Below are 20475 nucleotides of genomic sequence, written 5' to 3'. Positions count from 1 at the left end.
TTCTCCTTTTTTTAGGACGGCTTCAGCATGGCGGGGTAGAGGGCTTGCCGGAAATCGGGCAGTGGGCCGCCAGCAGCGGAGATCGGCAAAGGCGGGATCGGATTTTTTCGGGAATGCAGATGCGAAAGTTCTGTTCAAAAGGGGTCACCAGAACCTGCGCTCCGTATATTTCGAACAAATTGTCATGTGTTATCACTTCTTCCGGTGCGCCGTCGGCATGTACGTGCCCGTTTTTGAGCATAATCACATGATCGGCCACCCAAAGGGCATGGTCTGGAAAGTGCGTGGACTTTATAAAGGTGAAGCCTTCCCTGCACAGCTCGTGCAACTGCTCCAAAAGTTTGATCTGGTTGCCGTAATCCAGGCCGTTGAGCGGTTCGTCCAGGACAAAGACGCTCGACCCCTGAGTCAGGGCTCTGGCAATGAGGGTGAGCTGGCGTTCGCCGCCGCTTATGCGGGTGTAGGGCTTCTCCGCCAGATGGGCGATGCCGACTTTTTTCAGGGCCGTCATGGCAATGCGTTCGTCGTTGCGGGAGAATGGGCTGAAAAAGGACTTGTGCGGCATGCGTCCCATCAGAACCACATCCAGCACCTTGTAGGCAAAGGATGCGTTGTGCAGCTGGGGCACATAGGCCAGTTTTCTGGCCAGCTGCTTTTTGTCGATGGTGGAAATATCGACTCCGTCCAGCAGAATGTTGCCCTTTTGCGGCGTGTAAAGCCCCAGAAGGAGTTTGAGCAGGGTGGTTTTGCCGCAGCCGTTGGGACCGAGGACCGAAACCAGTTCGCCCTGTTGGATGTTGAAGGTGACATCGTTCAGAATGGAGGTGGGGCCAAAGGCAAAGTCGATGTTTCGGGCATGCAGCAGAGACGACATTATCTCCATCCTTTTTTGGCGTTGCGCAGGACCAGGCAGAAGAAGGGAATGCCCACCAGGGAGGTGATGATGCCCAGCGGGATTTCCACATTCAGGAGAAGGCGGGCGAAATCGTCCACTATAACCAGGTACGTGGCGCCGATGATGGCGCTGGCAGGCAGAAGGATGGTGTTGTTGGGCCCGACGATCATGCGGGCTATATGGGGAATGACCAACCCCACCCAGCCGATGAGCCCTCCCATTGCCACGGTAAGGGCGCTGATGACCGTGGCGAAGAAGATCAGGCACATGCGCACCAGGCCGACATTGATGCCCAGGGTCTTAGCCTCCTCGTCGCCCATGCTCAGGATGTTCAGGTAACGGGACATGGACAGGATGCAGGCGATACCGATGAGAATGGGCAGGGCGGTGCGCGTTACGGTTTGCGTATCGGTAAGGGAGAGTCCGCCCATGAGCCAGTAGACAATGGCCGGGAGCTGGTCTGTCGGATCGGCGGTGTACTTGACCATGGAAAGCAGGGAGGTGAACAGGGAACCGCTGATGATTCCGCCGAGGATGAGCATCATGATGTTGTCGCCTCGGTAGAGCCGGGACAGGAACAGAGCCAGCCCCACGGCCAGGACACCGCCGCAGAAAGTCAGAATCTGTACGCCCAGCCATGTGTCCGAAACAAGCAGCCCGAGGGCCGCGCCGAACGATGCTCCGGAAAGTACACCGAGAATCCCCGGAGAAACCAGGGGGTTGACGAACATGGACTGGAAGGCTGCCCCGGAGGTGGACAGGGCGGCGCCTATAAGTGCGGCAGCACAGAGCCGGGGAGCGCGGATGTCCAGAAGGATGTTGGCAAGTATGCGTTGTTTGTCCGAGTGGATGGACGAGCCGGAAACGAACCAGCTTTTCAGAAAAAGCGCGATATCGGAAAGGGAGACGGGGTAGTTCCCCAGCGTCAGCGAGACGCACATGCAGACCACGAGAAGCAGGCCCAGGAAAAACAGCAGCAGGGAAGGTGTCCGCAGGCTGGATTTTTCACTGGGCAATACGGCCGCATGTTCCGATACACTCATTGCTTCGCCTCAAGCAGTCTTTGGACGTCTGCATCGTCGATGTCCGTTTGCAAAAATACCTTGAAGAATTCTTTGGTTTCTTTGGTCATGTCCCAGTGGAAAAGATCGGGATAGAGGATATTCGCCAGCCATTTTGTGCCCAGAATGCGCATGAAGGACGGCGGACGGTCCAGCCAGTTGAACGGAATTTTCGGGATCATGTAGACCCGTTTGTTCTGCACGGCGGGAATGTTTTTCCAGGCCGGGGATGTATATATATTTCTGTAGAACATGGGCTGTTCCACCAGGATGACCTCCGGCTGGTACTGGAGCACCCGTTCCATGGTGATTTTTTCCCGTCCGTATCTGGTGATGGTGCCCGCCTGATGGACATTATATCCGCCAGCCACGTTGATAGCCTCGGCATGCACGGACTTGCTGTTTTCCGTGTACAGGCCGTCGTTTCCCTCGGCGTAGTAGACCCGGATGCGGTCTTTTTCCGGAATGGTTTTCAGGCGCTCGTCGAGGGTGGCAAGGGTCTTGCGCGTGTAATCGGCCAGCATTTCGCCGCGTTCCACCCGGTTGAGGAATTTCCCGGTCACCTCAAAGGCTTCGGGGTATTGTTTCAGATGGTCGACGACGAGGTAGGCGATGGGAATTTGAAATTTATCCAGAAAGGATTCCATCTTTTCATGGAGCGCGTTGGCCTTTCTGCCGATGACAAGGTCCGGGTGCACCTTGACCAGCATTTCCATGTTCGGCGTTCTTCCCTCGCCGAAATAGCCGCCTATGACGGGCAGGCTCATAACCTGAGGGGAGACGAACCCCTTGCATTGTTTTCTGAAGGGAAAATTCAGTCCGGCCAGAAGGGTGGGGTCCAGGGCATATACCAGCATGGTTTCCGGCGGGGAGAGTGAGTACACGGTGCGGATGGTCTCTGGAACTTCGATGCGCCTGCCCATCATGTCGGTTATTTTTCTGGCCTGTGCAGGCTGGGCGGACAGTACGATGGTGAGCAGCAGGAGAAAAAAGAGGGAGGTCCGTTGGTGGAGGGATTTCAGCATGCGTTCCTCTGATGTACCGCAGGTGTCGGCGGGTGTATCAATTGCCGGGTGAGGTCAAATTCAGGAAGGCCCCGCATGAGAGCACTGTCCGGCCTGGAAGAGCATAGGTCGGACAGTGCGTCATGCTGGCTTGCCACAGCATTTGCGATACTAATTCATAAATTGTGTGAAATCGGCAAGCAGGTCACGTCTTTGGTGGCTTGCGTGACCAGAGAACGGATGAAGGCGGGAATGGGGGAGCGGGAAGGGGAAAATTACTCGCGTCCGACAACGCGGTTTCGGCCGGCAGCCTTGGCCTGGTAAAGTGCCGTATCAGCCTGTTCCATGAGCATTTCCAATGATGTTTCCGGCGTGCAGGGAGTGATGCCTATGCTTGCCGTTACCCGAACGGAACAGGTCGGCGTTATGGGGATGGGGGTTTCGGAAAAGGCTTTGACAATGCGTTCCGCGGCCTGGACTCCACCGGGAAAGGAGCTGTTGGGCATGGCAATGGCGAACTCTTCGCCTCCGATGCGCCCTATGATGTCCGACTGCCGCAGGACATTGGTTACCCTGGCGACACATTCCTGAAGCACCGTATCTCCTGCGGCATGGCCGTAGGTGTCGTTGACGGCCTTGAAATGGTCCAGATCCAGAATGGCAATGACCAGGGGGTGTCCGTGGCGCCGGAACAGGCTCCATTCGCGTTCCGCCTGGCTGTAGAAGGCCCTGCGGTTGAGAACACCGGTGAGGGAATCCTGGGATGCCAGTTCACGCAGCCGCTGTTCCATCTGTTTGCGGCTCGTAATATCGTCCACCATCCATAAAACCCCCTTGTCCAGATCGGGCGGAGTGGCTGTATCCAAAGCCTTGCCCGAGAGGAGGCACCACGCGTGGGAGCCGTCTTTGCGCCGCACCTGGCATTCCACATGGATGTTGGTCCGCTCCACCAGGGTATCGTAATACTTTCGTCCGAAATATTCGAAAGCTCTTTCGCTTATATGCAGGTCGAGCACGGACATGCCCGACATTTCTTCCGGGCTGGAGTAGCCCGCTATATCTGCAAGGCGCTGGTTGCATCGTTCTATGAACCGCCCTCCCTTGAGCAGGATGATGCCCACCTGGCTGTTCTCGAAGACGGCCTCGAATTGGGCCAGGGAGTCTTTCAGCTTCTGATGGGTGTGGCGTTTTTCCGTAATGTCGTCCGCCACCCAGATGACGCCCTTGTCCAGGTTTGGGGGAACTTCGGTGTCCACGGCTTTCCCGGAAAAGGTACACCATACGGGAGTGCCGTCTTTCCGTTTTATCTCGTACTCCACCTGTATCTGGGCGCCTTCCACGAGGGGGTCAAAATGGTTGCGGGTGAATTCTTCATAATTCTGTTGGGAAAGGTGGATGTTGCGCATGGGCAGCTCCGTCATTTCCTCGGGGGAATCGTATCCCGTAATGTCCGCCATGCGTTGGTTGCAACGCAGGACAATTCGTCCTTTGCCCACCAGGGCAACGCCGACTCTGCTGGTGTTGAAGATGGCCTTGAGCTCTGCGACCGTGGCTGCAAGTTCCTTTTGGGCCTCTTGGTGCTGGGAGGCCTTTTTTTCATATTCCAGGGAACACTTGGTTATGGACAGATTATCGATGACTTTTTCGGCGATCATGGAGGCGATATTCGACAGCAGAGCGAGGCCCGACTCGACGATTTCCTTTTTAACCACCGGAATAATCTGAGAAATTTTATCCTGTTTTTCCTGCGAAAGTGTGTTGTTCGGATCGAGCGTGGCGAAGAATTTTTCATCCGGCGGGGTATAAAGAAACGGCCCTATGTGAATGTCGGCCATGTGGTTTCCGCGTATCACCACCGGGGTCACGCCGCTCATGAGTCCGTGGGGGCACGGCTGAAGAATGGTAGTGACTCCCTTGTGTTGGGACGAGGCATCGGCCATGCAATTGGGGCAGGTCTGCGAAAAGTCGTTCCGGATTTCGTGAAAACAGCAGCACATCTGCCATTTGCCGCTTTGCGCAATAAGCGCGTTATCCGGCGGGGAAAAAAATGCGACGTTCAGGCCGGTCATGGTGGAAAAGTTTTTCAGGACGCTTTGCAGCCATTCGAGGTCGAGGAGGTCCCCTATGTTGTGCGAAAGAATTTCGTGGGTCGGTTCGGGAGTGAAGTCAACGGTCATGCTGCCTGCCTTGCTGGTGGGCCGGACGTTCAGCGGATAATGCCCGGGTCGTGGAGAATAAGGAGGCGTAAAGTAGGTGAAACCCCAGAGTCGGACCATTATTTTTTCAGGCCATGTATTTCCAGAAAGCTTCTTTACTCCACCGGTACAAGCAAAACGGGCTGCAACCACTTAATACTATTGAAAAACTGTGCCGCTTTGGAGACGGCACGGTGATTGAGGCCGTGTGCAACGAGTCCCTATGAAGAGAGATATTTTATTTCAAGGGATTTTCTATTCCCAGGTACAGTTCCAGCCCGCATAGCCATGCACGGGAAGCACCTTGATGCGGTACACTCCGGCCTGCAGGCGGATTTTGGCAAGCATTCCCACCTCGGTCTCTTCCAGCAGATTGTTTCCGTTGCGGTCGTAGACCCGCACAAGATAGCGCTGCTTGCCCTGCTTGTATGGATCGCGGCAGTGCAGGGTGATTCCGGAAACCGTGGAGAGTTCCCACTCCGCGTTCCAATCCGGCTTGGCAGTATCCAGGCTGCCGTGGGCCATCTTCCACTGGGCTCCCATGTTGCCCTTGATGCGCCGGGCATTGTTTTTTGTTGGGGGCGGTCCTGTCTGGGCGGTGTCCTTGCCTGATGCCGGGGCAGGGGGAGCATCGATGCGTTCGCCCCAAACCCGGTTGCCAATCTGGTTTTTTCCTTCAAGCCTGCGGATGTCGGGGGAAAGTGTCAGGTCGTCGATCCACTTTCCGTTGCTCCAGACGACCCGGTATTTTCTTTGCGCCGGATCGAGGCATTCCCAAGAATGTCCCTGTCCCGGCATCTTGCCGTTGGGAAGGATTTTTACAGTGCTTCCGGTGAACCACTTCCAGCTCCCGACAATCTCGTTGCAGCCATTGGATGCGGCGGTGGGCAGGGGGGAGGGCTGTTGAGGCGGCGTGGCTCCCATGGCGGCTGGCATTGTTCCGGGCATTTCTTTGCCCATGCCCCCGTTCACGCCCTTATTCATGCCCGCCGCCATACCGGGAGGTGGCGTAAAGCGCAGACTGGCGACGCAGGGATACACCGTATCCCAGTATTTATCGGCCAGGCTTTCGGGAAACACGCCGATAACCGTGACCAAGCCGCCGTTGCCGTAGGCATACATGGCAAAGGCATGCAAAAGCGTCCCCTGGTACATGCCTGAGTATTCCCGCAGAATGGCCGGTACGTTTCCGCCAGCCCGCATGTTCAAGCTGCCCATCCGGTCCTGAAAATAGTCTCCGCCGTTTGCCAGAATGGCTTGTTCAAGTTTGTTTGCCAGCTCCTTCAAGTCCGATTTGGGGCCGCGGGCTGCGTATACTTCGATGAAAGCATCGTTATCTGGCGAAACATATTGGCGTACGAGATCGTTGCCCAGGTTGTCGGTCTTGTTTTGCCAGGAGGTGGGCCATTTGCACCAGAAGTCCACGGATTCGGCCCGGGCGGAACCGGGGGGGACCAGGGCAAAAAAACAGCCCAGAAGCAGCAGCAAGGTGACGCGTAAAAGTCTTCCTTTGTGGATGTGGCGGCGGGCTCCGAGGCGCATACTCTCTCCCTGGGCGGTTGCGGTGATGGAGTAAGACAACACCATTTCCTTGGCCTTGGGGCCAAAGGTTTCAAGATCTTACTGCACTTTATAGGAGCGGGAGCAAAAGGGGCAATATAAAATTCATTTTGGCGAATGATAAAAACAAGGCAGCGCGGGACGCGGCCAAGGGCCAGGGAAGGGCCTGGAGCGAAATAACCTAGGCAGCAATGGCTGGAGGGTGGCAGCATTGGCAGACAGCAGGATTGGGGCGTGTTCCCAACGGATTGTCTGGTCGATTTGAGAAAAGCAGAGTGGGCGGGGGCAGGGAAAAGGCATGGAATGACATACAAAAAAACCCCGTCCAAAAGGCCGGGGTTTTCGCAAACAATATAAGTGGCGTTTTGACCTAGACGCAGCCGGTGGGCTTGGGCAGGCCAGCCATCTTACATGCTCCCTTACCGGGGCCGGAGGGGAACAGTTCGTAGATATGCTTCAGCTTGAAGCCAGTAACCTTGGAAAGGATGCGCACCATGGGGGCGATACCATTCTTCTTGTAGTAGTCCTGCAGGAAGTCGATCACTTTCTGGTGTTCTTCGGTGATGTCTTTGATGCCTTCCTGATCCTTAACATAGTCGACCCATTCGGGGCACCAGTCGTCAAAGCGTTGCAGGAAACCGTCTTCGTCAACATCGAAGGATTTGCCCTCAAATTCAACTGTAGCCATGAGTTGCCTCCTTGAATAGATGTAGTGTGCTGGCTTTTATCACCAGCGGAAAAGCCTGTCAAAAAGGCCTTCCCTGTCCATCATTACCAAACGACCCCATAGGTCGATTTTTCCACTTGGAGCGTTATCTTTCTAATTGTACCAGGGTTCTTTGTCAATCTCAATGTTCCTTGGCCAATCCCTTGTTTATCAAGCCTTTTCGCACATTTTACAAGCCTTTATTCAGGCTCGAAAAACGTAACTCGTTCAAAAAATAACACATGTCGGTCACCCGCCGAAAAGGGCGATAACGGTTTGCGCAGTCTTTTCAGCCGATGATCTCCGCCAGTTCGGCAATGGCGAAATCCAGGTCTCCGTCAATGGCAATGGCGGCTTCCAGATAACGCACGGCTTCGGCCGTATTGCCAAGGCGCTTGTGGCACAATCCCAGGTTCGCCAGGTCCATGACCGATCCCTTGTCCAGCTTGATGGCTGCCTCGAAATCTTTGGCCGCCAGTTCGTACTCGTTGCGGCGAAAACGGCAGACCCCGCGCAGGTTGTAGTATTCCTTGACCCCGCTTTCCAGTTCGATGGCCTTGTCCAGGCGGGGCAGGGCTTCGTTGAACGCTTCGGACTGGGTAAGGGCATAGGCGGAATAGAAATAGGCCAGGGCCCTGTCTTCCGGTACTTCCTGCAGGTCGGCGGCCTTGTCGAATTTCAACTGGGCCAGCAGGGGATCTTCCGCCTTGAGGTTTACCAGCCCCTGGAAGAAAGAGAGGAACGGCGCGTCCTCGTAAATTTCGGACAGAATCTTGAGCCCGGGCACGGCGCGTTCCAGCTCATACTCTTCGGCTAGGCGTCTGCCGACGTACAGCCCCAGGCTGGGGCTCTTGGCCCGCTCCAGAAACTGGAATCCCGGCACAAAGCAATAGCAGGCCGGAACCCCGAGTTCGGGGTTGGTCGTGTCTATGGCATAGAGGTCGTAGCCCATTTTCTGCAGGCCTATGGCCAGGCTCGTGATCTCTTCCAGTATATCGGAATTGCTTACGTCCGGGAGGCTGGAAAGGGGCATGGTCGGCCCATCGATAAGCCACTGGATGGATTCCAGATCCGCGGGTTTGGACATGCCCGAAGGTTCGTAGCAGGCGTTGGTTTCAAAGTCTCCGGCCAGCTGGGCCACTTCGGTAAGGGCGCGTATGGCCGCCTTGGTGGGGCTGCTTGCCGTACCGGCCGTAAGGACGATTTCCGATTTTTCGGGAAACGTGCTCGGGTCGTAGGCCAGGGCACCCACCGTGGGAACGGGCATCCCCAGGCTGAAGTCTTTGAGCCACACCTTGATGCCGTTGCGCTCGAACTTGTCCAGCAGATCCAGCAAAACGGGATCTTTAATGCTGGCGGTGCCTATGGTGCACAGGGTGGGATGCGTTTTGTCGATTACGGCGCAGACATGGCGCTCGACCACTTCGCAGGAGCCCTGCATTACGGTTTCCGCCAGGGAGTTGCCTGCGCTGGAGCCGTTGAATTCGTTGAGAAGTTTGAAATAGTTGGCCGGAACAATATGCTCCGAGCCGTCGGCGGGACGGACGGCCTTGCAGAAGCGCCAGGGCATCTGGTCCAATGTCTGGCGGGTGTCCGCATCACGCAGTATTTCATTGACCGACTTGCGCATCTCCATAAGCGAGATGAGCCTGTCGCCGAAGTGTTTTTCCGCTTCGGTCCAGATCATTTCCTCGAAATTTTCCGGCGTGTTGAAAAAGGTGAAAAAGCTGTAGCGTTCCACCAGTTCCATGAGGGCACTGGCCTCGGCCTGTTCGGGCGAGGCACCCTTGCCCATCTGCTTGCGCGTGGGCACCAGATCCAGCGCCTTGGGGCCGAACCGGCTGATGAAGACCGGGATGCCCAGTCGGCCAGTATCTGTGCGTTCCAGGCTTTCCAGAATGCCGCCGTGTTTGGTTTCCAGCAGTTCGCGAACGCGGGCCACTGTCTCCTTTGGAGCAACAGCCTTGTCCTGATCGGTCGTGTATCCTTTTAGCGAGTGTGCAAGCTCAACCATTCTTCCGTTTCCTCATACGATATATCTGGGTGAGATGGCGTTCGTCCTCGGACTTTATCCCGATGGTCTTTTCACTGATGAGGAATTCCTTTTCCGCTGCTCCCAGAAAACGGGAGGCGTTGCGGCGGAATCCCTTGGCCAGGATGACTTCCGCCTCCGGCCTGGACGCCAGGTGGGCAAGCAGGAATTTCACCAACGGACGCAGGTTCGGCTGTCCGTAAATAATGTCCGAGGCGACGATGTAATCGAATTTTTTACCCAGCCGGTCGGCCAGAAAGTCTGCCTTGCACACGGTGGCTCTGTCTTCCAGACCGTTGTGCAGGATGTTGATGCGGGTAAAAAGCAGGGCATCGGGTACGATGTCGGTGATGGTGACCTTGAATCCGGCTGCCGCGGCAAACAGGCCGCATATCCCCACGCCCCCGCCGAGTTCCAGCATTGTATAGGGTTCCCCGGCTTGGTTCTGGGAGGGAATACGCTGCAGAAAAAAGGAGAGCATAAAGGCCGGTGGCCACATTTTTGCCCACAGCGGCAGTTCGAATTCCGCCCCTGGGGGCAGATCGTGCAGCAAACTGTCCAGATAGCTGGGCATGTCGTTTATCTGGAGAATTTCCAGGTGCGTGTCGCCTATCTTGGTTGGGTCAAAGCGCAGGTCGTATTTTTGTTTGGCCGCGTCCAGCAGTTCATCGAGCGGAGCATCCAGAGAGATGTCCAGTTCGGTCTGGGCGTCATGTTTAGAAGTATTCATTGAGGGAAAGCTCCTTGCCGCTCCATCCCGCTGGATCACGGGCGGGCGAACAAAATATGGCATAAGCCGCTTGGATCCGTTCTCGTGCATGTCCATGAAACATGCAGATTGGGGTGTGACTCGTTCGCCGTAGGGCTTGGGGCAATGTTTCGCCCGAACGGTCAGCTGCGGCATGTTGTCCAACAGCCTGTTGGGAGGGGATCGAAGTACCCTGATTATATGGTGTTGGTCAATACTGGACCTGAGGGGTCGGGAAGCTTGGTTTGGGCCTGGAAATGCGGGATAAAAAAAAGACCGGACCTTTCGGTCCGGTCTGGAAATTTGGAGCGGGAAACGGGATTTGAACCCGCGACTTCAACCTTGGCAAGGTTGCACTCTACCACTGAGTTATTCCCGCGAAATTTTGGAGGCGGCATCCGGATTTGAACCGGAGAATGGAGGTTTTGCAGACCTCTGCCTTACCACTTGGCTATGCCGCCATTCTCTTTTGGAGCGGGAAACGGGATTTGAACCCGCGACTTCAACCTTGGCAAGGTTGCACTCTACCGCTGAGTTATTCCCGCTCAAAGAGGACGTTCTAACTATCCGTGAACCTGGCGGCTGTCAACAAAAAATCTAAATTTTTTTCTTTTTCCTGTCGCGTGCCTTTAAGGCCGTTGCGAGCGAGGTAAAAGGCTGACAGCCAAGTACGGGCGCCCTTATAAAGAAAAACATCGGGATAGTCTACACCCAAAATTAACTTGTTTTCAATCTCTCGAATTTTGCTTTTCGGCGCGTAGCTTTCCCCTGTTGGACGGCCTTATTTTGGGGAAAATGGCTTGGGGCAAATCAAAGGGAAATGCGGATAGAAAGAAAAGAGGGGGATAACTGCCAGCCCTTCATGGGAAGGAGCGCATTGGGAGCGTCGGCTCCTGATTGCCCGCGGGGTGCCAGTGGGGTGCCTATGGGGCGGCTGTGGAGCGGCAGCGGGGGCCAGCGAGGCGGGGCTGCAGGGCGGCAGCAACGCACCGACTGCCTGTACGGCAAACTACAGGCTCAGTTCCCTCTATATTATATAGTATAGGGCCAGAGAACTTCCTCCCGTGCCGCACCGGCCTTCAAGCTTCATCGTTAGAAACTTCCCTTGCAGGATGTGAGAAGCGCTGAAACCGCGCGGGGCAGCGCTTCGGAAGATGACGGTGTATTATTTTTTTTCTTTGTCCGCCTGTTTCCGGAAAGGGGGGAGTTTCGCAAGGCAAAATGCATCGATGGCTGGGAAGCGTTACAGGACCTGACTTTTATACTTACCAACCGGGAAAAATTTCTTCACTTTGTAAGCTGCGCGACTTTTTATTTCATTTTCCATGGAGCCTGTCCCCCTTGCCTCCAGACAGTTTGGGGTTACTATCTTCAATCAAAGGTTTTGCCCCTTGCCGGTTTGAAATCTCACGCGAACAGCATTGTTTACAGACAGTGCCATTGTTGTTGTCGAGCTCTTGCACTGAAAGGAAACAAGCAAAAGGTCGAGGTTGTCCGCTTGCGGTTTGGAAAATAGATTTTGGTTTAAATTTGTGCCGGAAACCTTGTGCCTACAGGGCTTTCTGGCTGGCGAACTGTACAACATGACGCCGGGCTTTACTTTTGCAGGTGTTTTGTTTTATTCAGCCACGCACATAAAAAAATGGTCGTCATTTGTTGGGCTATATACCTAAACATCCGACCGTTTCTGGAGGATCTATGGAACCCAAGGACATTGAATACTTCGATCAGCTTTTGAAAGGCATGCTCGATGACATCCTGCGCCAGGGCGAGGAGACCCTCGAAGACATGACGGACAGCGGCGAAGTTTACGCGGACCCGGCGGACCGTGCCACTGCCGAGTCCGACCGCGCCTTTACGTTACGTTTGCGGGATCGTGAGCGCAGGTTGATTAAGAAAATCCAGGAAGCACAGCAGCGTATTGAGGATGGTTCCTATGGCGTGTGCGAAGATTGCGGCGAGGATATCAGTGTGCCGCGTCTTAAAGCCCGCCCCGTTACCACGTTGTGCATCAAATGCAAAAGTAAGCGCGAGGATGAGGAGCACCAGCGGGGAGACTAATGTCATGCCCGTTCCAGACACTTACGAAAAACACGTAAACGAAATGGCCGCGGCGACACAGTGCGCCGCGCGCCGTAACCTCCTCCCGCACTTTTTGCGGACAACAGGAGGGCGACGTTCCGGCTGCTGACCGGACGCGCCCCGACGAACCTCACTCGCCATGGAAGCCAATTTTTTCCGGGCTCTTGCCCCGGAAATCGCACACGACCTTGCCCAGGCCCGCATCGGCAAGGTCTATTCACCCGAAGAAGGTATATGGACGTTTGCCCTGAACAAGCCTGGGCGGCGTCCTTTTCTTTTGTTTCGCCCGGCCAAGAACGACGGGCTTTTGTTTGTCTCCGAGCGCAAACCGGAAAATCCCGCCATGGCTTCGGCGCATGCCATGTGGTACCGCAAAAGGCTTTCCGGCAGGTTTGTGTGCGGCTATGCCGTGGACTGGCCCGGTCTGCGCCTGGCATTGGAACTTTCTCCGGGGCCGGGCAGGTATCTGATTTTTTCCCTGCGCGAAGGGCTGCGCCTGGCCGACGAACTGGAGCCGGAATTCGGCGTGGAGCCCGAGTGGCCCGCTCCTGAAGAGGCTTTGGACAATCCGGAAATATGGCGGAAGTATCCTCAAATTTCTCCGCCGCTGCGCAAAATCCTGCGCGGGTTGCCGCGTGCGGCAGGGCTGGCGCTTTTCGCCTCGCTGCAAAATCCGTCCACCGGGTTTTATCTCGGCTACCGTAATGACCCAGAGGAGCCGCTTTTGCCCAGTGCGTGGCCCGTGCCTGGCTTCTCCGGCCGTATGGAATATTTCGAGAGCGCGCTCAAAGCGGCAGCCGCCGCCGGAGAGCCGCGCCTGTATCCGCTTTTGGCCCGTTTGGAGGCCCGCGAACGCACGGACGCGCAAAAGGCCCAGCGGAAAAAGCTGCGCCGTTCCCTGGCACTCATTGCCAAAGACCAAGACCGGCTGCGCGGACTCTGCAACCTGCAGCGCCAGGCCGAGGCCCTGCAATCCCAGATGTACCTGTTTGCCAATGCTCCGCTTCCCCGCACCGTGCGTCTGACGCATCCGGATGGGGAGGAGCTGGAAGTGTGTCTGGACCCGCGTCTGTCCCTTTCCGGGAACCTGGAGATGTTGTTTCGCAAGGCAGCCAAGGGCGAGCGCGGACTCAAAATCGTGGCCCAACGGGAACAACTTTTGCGAAATGAGCTGGGAAGGTTGCTCGGCGGCGGAAACGTGGCGCAGCCAGATGGAGAGAACGGGGTGAGCGGGGCTGAACAGAATAGCAATCCCGACATTCCGGTTATTCCCAAAAAATATGAAAAGCTGGCCGTGCGTCTGTTTCGTTCGTCAGACGGTTTTCTTATGGTGCGTGGCCGCAATGCCAAGGCCAACCATCAACTCCTCAGCTTTGCAGCCAGCCCGTTCGACTATTGGTTTCACGCCAAGGATGTTCCCGGGGCGCACGTGGTGCTGCGCCGCGACCATCCCCGCCAGGAAGTCCCGGAAGAAAGCATGCGGGAAGCAGCGATTCTGGCTGCCTTGTCCAGCAAGGCGTCCGCCAGTCCGCGCGCCGAGGTCATCTGCGCCAAGGTCAAGGACGTGCGCAAGATAAAAGGCGCCCACTTGGGCATGGTCCGGGTGGATACGGTGGATCGGGTGCTGTACGTTGATGTAGATTCCAGTTTGGAAGACAATCTCGCCTACTCAGGCAGCTGAAAAAAACAAGCTATCTGCGTTGTTTCAAAGAACCCAAATCCTCGCGCACATAAGAGTACGCGTCGCTTGCGTTCACCTCACGCCTTGTTTCCCTGCCTTTTTGAGCTGCCAGTCTTGAGGGGCAAAAAAAGCCCGCCACCAGTTTGCTTCGGCGAATAAAAATCTGCCCACCTGCCGGGCACTGTTTTCAACTTTTGATTATTCCGCCGCAGCTGTGGCAGTTCCACTCTGTCCTGCGGGCTGTTTGCAGCGCGAGGGATTCAGGGATTCCATGGTTGCGATGAATTTATCCAAAGAGGGGGCAGGCGGTTCGTTGCGCCGGACCATGGCTATTTGGAATTTTGGGGCGTTTTCGGCAAACGGAACGTAGACAATGCCTGCCTTGTTTTGCGCGGCGCAGGACGAGGGCACCATGGCAACGCCGACTCCGCCCGCCACCAACGAGAGGATGGTCTGTTCCTGGGGCGCTTCCTGAACCACACAGGGCCGCACGCCCGCTTTTTCGAAAAACAAATTGAAATTCCCCACGGTTTTGCAGCTGCTTCGTTGGTGGTAGGTCACCATGGGCACGCCATCCAATTTTTCCAGGGGGACCTCGTCAAGCAGGGCCAGCGGATGGCCTTGGGGCACTGCAAGCATGTGTTCTTCATTCACAAATCCGGAAATAAGAAAATCTTTGTTGCGCAGTCCCTGCGGATTGGCAAAAGCCACGTCCAGCTCGTTGGCCGCAAGGGCCTCGAACTGGTCGTACGAGCACATGTTGCTGAGGCGCAGAGTGATGCGGGGATGGACGTCGCGAAATACTTTGACCGCATCGGGCAGAAAGGTGTTCATGGCCGAGGTCAGATAGCCTGCCCGGACCACGCCGCATATGCCCCGGAAAAGCTGGCGCACGTCGTTTTCCGCCTGCCCTATATCCTTAAGAATAGCTCGCACACGTTCATTGTAGAGTTCTCCGGCAGGAGTAAGCACGACCTTGCGGCTGGTGCGGTCCAGCAGCTTGACGTCGAGCTGTTCTTCCAGATTACGGATCTGCTGGCTAAGGGCGGGCTGGGCTATGTGCAGACGTGCCGATGCCTTTCCAAAGTGTAGCTCCTCGGCCAGGACCGCGAAATATTGCATCTGACGTAATGACATGATCCATAAGTAAATCATATCAATCTGCAAATAAAGCCATATTGGACAGAGCGTGCATCTGATTTTTAAACAGTTTGTACGCGTGTTTTTTACCGGAAAGCTTTCCGGCTTTTTCTTCTTGCCGGACCGACATCCCTCCATGGATTGGTTCTTGTGTACTCTCGGTGGGGGTGCCGTCCGTCCGGTCCTGTCGTCAATCCGCGGCCTTTTTCTGGCCGTAAGACCGGAGGAAAAGCCGATGCGTTTATGCAATGTGCTTTTGCTGTTGTTTTTGAGCCTTCCTGTTTCCGTTTTTGCCGCCCCGGAGCGGATAACCCCTCTTGCCCACGGATTGCTGGACGGCGTGGGCCTGGCCTGCGACGAACAGGGAGGGTGTTTTGTATCACTCTGCCGCCGGGGCGAGGTCGTGCGTGTGGCAGCAAACGGCAAGGTTGCCGTCGTGGCCCGTGGAATCAAGTTCCCCACCGGGATCGTCCGTGCGGATGATGGTGCCGTGTACTGCGCATCTGCAGGGGAAAATTCCATTTGGGCGTTGTCCGTCTCTGCCCAGAATTCCCCAGATTCAGGAGATACCGGAGGCCCTGGAGGCGATGTTGTCCACGGGGCTTCCCATGTCCGTCTGTTGCGGCATGGCGGGGCTCCCAGCGTGCTCCATCTGGATTCCGACGGCGGAATTTTGCTTGTCCGTGGCAGAGAAGGGGCCGTGGTGCGGCTGACTCCCGGCGGTGGCAGCCGGGTGCTGTTGAACGGGCTTCATTCCCCACTCGCTGTTGTCCCTTGGAATGGCGGCCTGGCCGTGCTTTGCCGCAAAAGCACTTGGGAACATGATCTGCTGTTTTTCGACAACGGCCGGAAAACGGCGGACGTACTCAGTGGAATGCCGGAACGGCCCGGCCCCGGCCTTGGGGTGTACGGACGCTGGCTGCTTGTTCCGGACTATGGAAAGGGCGGGGTGACGGCCATTTCCGACAATGGTGAGGTGCGCCGCGTGGCCGGTTCCATTGCGCATCCCGTGGCGGTTCGCGCAGACGGCAAGGGCAGGCTGTTCGTACTGAGTTCCGCAACCGGGACGTTGCATGTTGTGGAAAATTGGTAAGCCGCCCGTTACGCTTTTTTCAGGCTGCTTTCCCGACCGTCGCCTCAGACCGTTTTGGGATACCGCCCATTTTTACCTGACGGTCTTGCGGCGAGGTCCGAATTCTAGAAATCCCGCCGTGGAGTACATGCGGCGGGCATAGCCGTATGGCGTGTCGTCGGGGGGCAACAAGAAAGTGCGTTCTTTTGTACCTTGCGTTGGTCTCGACGAAAATGATGGCCTGTACAAGCTCTGCTTTGTGGTCGCGAAAGGCCTTTGTGCAGTTGCAACAGGTTTTGCCCGGACACATGGGGATGGGCTGAGAGGGCAACCGCCCGTCATTATGGACCCTTTTGTGCGTTGAACCGTACTCCACGCCATACGGATTCTGTCCCGAGAGTGGGCTGCAAAACCGCAAGCAGGATGTCGGCGATCTCGTTCACCAGCTTCTCAATGCTTTTGTCCCTTATGGCAAGACGAAGGCCAGGTCACATTCCTGACCGCTCCCTTGCCGGGCATAGGGAGGCCAACTCTCCCGGCGGCGGCCTTCTTCATCTTCCGTCTTGGACGTGAATTACTCCCTTGCTGTGGTCCATGTCCGCCGTATCGAGTGTTTTCGTTTGCCGAGGCCTCTTTCCACAGTCCCTGAAACAGGCCCTTGGTCTCGGGCTCTCCTCTTGACAACGTTATCCGTTCAGCCTAGCTTTGCTCAACTGGGGTACAGCATACAGTACTTCATAAAGCAGGATGTGCGGGATTCCCTGCTCTCCATTGTCTGGGGACCGGCGGTCGTGACGGGCAGGACATGGTCTGTAGTCTGATTTGCGTTCCGTTTTTCGAGGCTCGGCATAAATATCCAGCCATTTTGCGAGAACGGCACGAAATCTCCTTCGGCCTGCGCTGGCGAAAGAGACTCGCCGAGAGCAAAGAGGAGCAATTAGGTGAACGGGCGCAGGACGTGGGCCGGAGAACAAGTTCTCTCCATGTACCGTTTTGCGTTGGAGAAAGGAGGGCCTTTCGGGATTACTTCATCACAACACAGTGCCGGGCCCAATCACCAAGGCACAGTTAATCGCCAATCTTTATCACGCAGGGAGCAAAGCTTGTTATGACTAGGCAATTACGTTTAGCTGTCATCGTACTCACCGTCGTCATGGCCATGGTTATCGGAGTCCTGACCCAAGCGTCGGCCGCCAAGGATAAGTCTTCCAAACTAAAAAATATCATAACGATCTCCGTGGTCAACTTTGATCCGGTGTGGGGCGACAGCGCCAACAACCTTGAGCGGATACTTGAGCACGTTGAAGCGGCGGCAAGGCAGGGGGCACAGCTGATCGTGTTTCCTGAAACCGCTCTGACCGGGTATGACGACGATGCGGGTAAACCCCTGGAAGAAAAGATGCACCGCCGGCTTGCCGAGACTATTCCCGGACCGTCTACCAATGCGGTGGCTGAGCTGACCAAGAAATACGGTGTGTACGTTGTGTTCGGTCTTGCGGAAAGGGATTCACAGGATCGGACAAAGGTCTATAACGCCGCGGCAATCTGCGGCCCCAAAGGCGTGATCGGGAGTTGCAGGAAGATACACCTGCCTTTCTCCGAGAAGAACTGGGCCGTGCGCGGCGAAAATCCGACCTTGTTCGATACTCCCTGGGGACCGATCGGCGTCGGCATCTGCTACGATTTTTACGCCTTCCCCGAAATCACCAGATACGCCAGGGCCATGGGCGCGCGTTTATTCATCAACTGCACCGCTCTCGGTACGGCAGAATCCGGCGGCGCAGGCGCGTACACCGGTAATGTTTCACTGGCCTATCATGTCCAGACCAATGATATGTTTGTGGCGAGCGCCAACATGTACGGCAAGGATGTGACGACCTTCTTCATGGGTGGATCCAGCATCATCGGGCCCTCCAGCAAGCCGCCGCACGTCTTCTATTATGCGGGAAAGCCATTTGGAGCGGAAGGGGCGGACGAGGGCACCGTCGCAACCGCCACTGTCGACCTCTCCATTGTCAGGAAGTCGTTCCTCAATGGCCTCTGGGCCAACCCCGACTGGAGACCCGACCGGTACAAGGTTTGGCTCGAAAATGTCCTCAAGACGGATTTTCTGAACAACCAAGCGAAATAAAGACAGATACCGGGCGGGATGACTTTACAACCCGCCCGGTTGTACTCGTCTGGACTTGAAGTCGAAGGAAGCATGCCTGCTCCTCGGCAAAGCGGTTTTGACGACAATGATTGGAACCCATCACCTCGTGAGAGGTATGGCCCTCAACCAGTGTGTCTTAATGTAGCAATTTAGGAGAATAAGTTGAAATACCTGGATATTGTATTTGTCGCTTTGTTTTGCGCCCTCTGTGCGCTCGCCACGGTTCCTGTAACCGCACAGGCATTCAAAACGTGGACGCTGGTCAATCCGCTGCTGTCCTCCTTCGTCAAGTTTGCCCTGTTGGGTACGTTTGGCGAATGCCTCGCCTTGCGCCTGTATACGGGAAAGTACTGCGTTCCCGGCTTCGGCCTCGCCCCGAAGATGCTGATGTGGGGCGTCAACGGGGTTCTCATTGCCATGGCATTTGCCATTTTCACCAACGGAACGGGCAACTTCATGCAGTTGATCGGCATTGCCAGCTCTTCCACGCCCACATCGCTGCTCGAAAGGTGTCTCTGGGCCTTTTCCGTCAGCGTAACGTTCAACCTCATCTTTTCGCCCGTCTTCATGCTGTTCCACAAGTTGACGGACACGCACATCGTCCACACCGGGGGCAGGTTGGACCGGTTCTTCGCAACCACCCCGGATCCGGCTCGATACTTTGCCGAGATCAACTGGGACATCATGTGGGGCTTCACCTTCAAGAAGGCCATCCCCTTCTTCCTGATCCCAGCCAATACGATAACGTTCATGCTTCCCCCGCACCTGCGCATCCTCAGCGCCGGCATCATCGGCATCGGCCTCGGGCTGATACTTGCCGCAGCGCTGCACAAGGCGAAACGGGGAAACGCGGTGACGGCATAGCCGGAACGCTCCCTCCCACCAGGTGAAGGGGAAGGGGCGGGCCGCTTTACCCCAAAAAACAAAAAGAGAACCGGGGATGACTGTGGTCATCCCCGGTTCTCTTTTTGTCCCCATGAAGTTCCAAAATACGGGAACAGGGAAGGCGAATGGCAGGCGAAACCTTGATTCCATTCACGCCTGGTGCCTCGCCCGGTTGTCGGGAAACGGTCTCGTCCGGTCATTCCAGGGCGGAGCCGACAGCGGATCTTTTCCTTTTCGGGAAGGACGAGCGGAAATATCAGAGCTGATGCACTCCTATTCCGGGAGCGTTGCGGCTTGTCTCGTCGGTAGCGCCGCCTGCGCATAACGAAGCGAACGCTTCTGAGGGCGTGGGATATTGCGTATCAGGTCGTATCTGGATTTCGGCCATGGCACGCCGGAGATCGGGGGACTAGTTTTGGCTTTCGTCTCCAGTTTTTGCAAGGCTTCGGGTGCACACTTCCTTGCAAACATAGTCGAGGTGCGAGTTCAAGCCCTCGATCATACCTTGTTCGTCCCTGTTCTCGTAAGCTGCGACAATGGCGATATGCCCGTCCAGTATCCCCTGGTAGGACTCAAGGAAGCCGACACTTCGGCTGCGATACCGGAGCATCAGACGACGGAGCAACTGGCAGATGCTCAAGAGGTGGCGGCTGCCAGACGCCAGGGCGAGAATCTCATGAAACTGCTCGTCGCAGCGGAGAAACTGGTCGGAATCTTCCTGGTTCATGGTTTTTTGGGTGGCGATGATATTCTTGCGAAAAGCGGCGAGGGTTTTATCCGAGTAATTCTTCACGGCTAGGGTGCACGCCAAACTCTCGTTGACCCGGCGTATCTCTATGACTTCGTCCAGTTCATTTTCATCAAGCTGCACAACCTTGTATCCAACTCTCGGGATGGATTCGATGAAGCCCTCCTGCTCCAGAAGATGCAGGGCCTCCCTGACCGGTGTGCGGGAAACGCCGAGCTGCGTGGCTATCTGCGCCTCCACGATCCGGGTGTCCGGGGTAAAGCTTTTGGATAATATATTGTCCCGGAGGTAATTGAATACCTGCTTTCGTAAGGGAAGAGGTTGCTCCAAAACAAATCCTTTATCTTCGTTCACTGTAAGCTCCTTCGCGTAAATTCGATTAACAGATAGTCGCATGTCTTCATTAAAAGGTGATCCTTCGAATTAGTAAAGGAGATAGACAGCGCCAGCCCGGCTCCTCGAATAGAAGATGGCGTGGAACTGGCATCCCACGCCATCTTTGCTAGTCAATAAT

General features: G+C 55.9%; 15 protein-coding genes and 3 tRNA genes. 5 read left to right on the top strand and 13 right to left on the bottom strand.

Annotation, left to right across the window (positions count from 1 at the left end):
- Positions 1–22: 22 nt before the first annotated feature.
- The 11 genes from ACI0FJ_RS07565 to ACI0FJ_RS07515 form a co-directional block, all read right to left on the bottom strand.
- Entirely contained in the window at positions 23–874 is an 852-nt protein-coding gene (locus ACI0FJ_RS07565) for an ABC transporter ATP-binding protein (RefSeq protein WP_424301251.1), read from the bottom strand.
- Positions 874–1938, bottom strand: a complete 1065-nt coding sequence (locus tag ACI0FJ_RS07560) for a FecCD family ABC transporter permease (RefSeq protein WP_424301248.1) — start codon at positions 1936–1938, stop codon at positions 874–876. The genes ACI0FJ_RS07565 and ACI0FJ_RS07560 overlap by 1 nt, the downstream gene beginning before the upstream one ends.
- Positions 1935–2981, bottom strand: coding sequence for an ABC transporter substrate-binding protein (locus ACI0FJ_RS07555; RefSeq protein ID WP_424301246.1), 1047 nt, complete (start codon positions 2979–2981; stop codon positions 1935–1937). The genes ACI0FJ_RS07560 and ACI0FJ_RS07555 overlap by 4 nt, the downstream gene beginning before the upstream one ends.
- Before the next feature lie 254 nt (positions 2982–3235).
- The gene (locus ACI0FJ_RS07550; RefSeq protein WP_424301243.1) at positions 3236–5137 is read right to left on the bottom strand and encodes a diguanylate cyclase; all 1902 of its coding nucleotides are present in this window, start codon (positions 5135–5137) and stop codon (positions 3236–3238) included.
- 273 nt (positions 5138–5410) lie between these two features.
- Positions 5411–6697 carry a hypothetical protein gene (locus ACI0FJ_RS07545; RefSeq protein WP_424301240.1) on the bottom strand — a complete coding sequence of 429 codons (1287 nt, stop codon included), beginning with the start codon at positions 6695–6697 and terminating at the stop codon, positions 5411–5413.
- Positions 6698–7085: 388 nt separating this feature from the next.
- Entirely contained in the window at positions 7086–7403 is a 318-nt protein-coding gene (locus ACI0FJ_RS07540; protein WP_424301237.1) for a TusE/DsrC/DsvC family sulfur relay protein, read from the bottom strand.
- Positions 7404–7710: 307 nt separating this feature from the next.
- Positions 7711–9435, bottom strand: coding sequence for a YcaO-like family protein (locus ACI0FJ_RS07535; RefSeq protein WP_424301234.1), 1725 nt, complete (start codon positions 9433–9435; stop codon positions 7711–7713).
- Complete coding sequence (locus ACI0FJ_RS07530; RefSeq protein ID WP_424301231.1) at positions 9428–10183, bottom strand: methyltransferase; 756 nt, start codon at positions 10181–10183, stop codon at positions 9428–9430. Before ACI0FJ_RS07530 ends, ACI0FJ_RS07535 begins: the two co-directional genes overlap by 8 nt.
- Positions 10184–10505: 322 nt before the next feature.
- Positions 10506–10580: transfer RNA gene (locus ACI0FJ_RS07525), tRNA-Gly, on the bottom strand.
- Between the two features lie 7 nt (positions 10581–10587).
- Positions 10588–10662 (bottom strand) — tRNA-Cys (locus ACI0FJ_RS07520).
- A 9-nt stretch (positions 10663–10671) separates the two neighbouring features.
- A tRNA-Gly gene (locus ACI0FJ_RS07515) sits at positions 10672–10746 on the bottom strand.
- Positions 10747–11899: 1153 nt separating this feature from the next.
- On the opposite strand from ACI0FJ_RS07515, the gene dksA reads away from it, so the two are divergent.
- A complete protein-coding gene (dksA, locus tag ACI0FJ_RS07510; RefSeq protein ID WP_424301228.1) occupies positions 11900–12262 on the top strand; it encodes an RNA polymerase-binding protein DksA in 363 nt (120 codons plus the stop codon).
- Between the two features lie 160 nt (positions 12263–12422).
- Positions 12423–13964 carry an NFACT RNA binding domain-containing protein gene (locus tag ACI0FJ_RS07505; RefSeq protein WP_424301225.1) on the top strand — a complete coding sequence of 514 codons (1542 nt, stop codon included), beginning with the start codon at positions 12423–12425 and terminating at the stop codon, positions 13962–13964.
- 198 nt (positions 13965–14162) lie between these two features.
- On the opposite strand, the gene ACI0FJ_RS07500 is transcribed toward ACI0FJ_RS07505, so the two are convergent.
- Positions 14163–15119, bottom strand: coding sequence for a LysR substrate-binding domain-containing protein (locus tag ACI0FJ_RS07500; RefSeq protein WP_424301222.1), 957 nt, complete (start codon positions 15117–15119; stop codon positions 14163–14165).
- Positions 15120–15339: 220 nt separating this feature from the next.
- Between ACI0FJ_RS07500 and ACI0FJ_RS07495 the strand changes: the two genes are divergently transcribed.
- From ACI0FJ_RS07495 to ACI0FJ_RS07485, 3 genes are all read left to right on the top strand, one after another.
- Positions 15340–16197, top strand: coding sequence for a hypothetical protein (locus ACI0FJ_RS07495; RefSeq protein ID WP_424301219.1), 858 nt, complete (start codon positions 15340–15342; stop codon positions 16195–16197).
- A 1087-nt stretch (positions 16198–17284) separates the two neighbouring features.
- Positions 17285–18307: a carbon-nitrogen hydrolase family protein gene (locus ACI0FJ_RS07490; protein WP_424301216.1), complete on the top strand. Its 1023-nt coding sequence runs from the start codon at positions 17285–17287 to the stop codon at positions 18305–18307.
- 183 nt (positions 18308–18490) lie between these two features.
- Entirely contained in the window at positions 18491–19192 is a 702-nt protein-coding gene (locus ACI0FJ_RS07485; RefSeq protein ID WP_424301213.1) for a hypothetical protein, read from the top strand.
- Between the two features lie 430 nt (positions 19193–19622).
- Here the strand turns inward: ACI0FJ_RS07485 and ACI0FJ_RS07480 are convergent, their stop codons facing one another.
- A complete protein-coding gene (locus ACI0FJ_RS07480; protein ID WP_424301211.1) occupies positions 19623–20315 on the bottom strand; it encodes a GntR family transcriptional regulator in 693 nt (230 codons plus the stop codon).
- Between the last annotated feature and the right edge of the window lie 160 nt (positions 20316–20475).

Source organism: Desulfovibrio sp. 7SRBS1, from assembly GCF_049723905.1.
Classification (GTDB): domain Bacteria; phylum Desulfobacterota; class Desulfovibrionia; order Desulfovibrionales; family Desulfovibrionaceae.
Note: the sequence above shows the minus strand (reverse complement) of the source record. Positions and strands in the feature narration are given on the sequence as shown.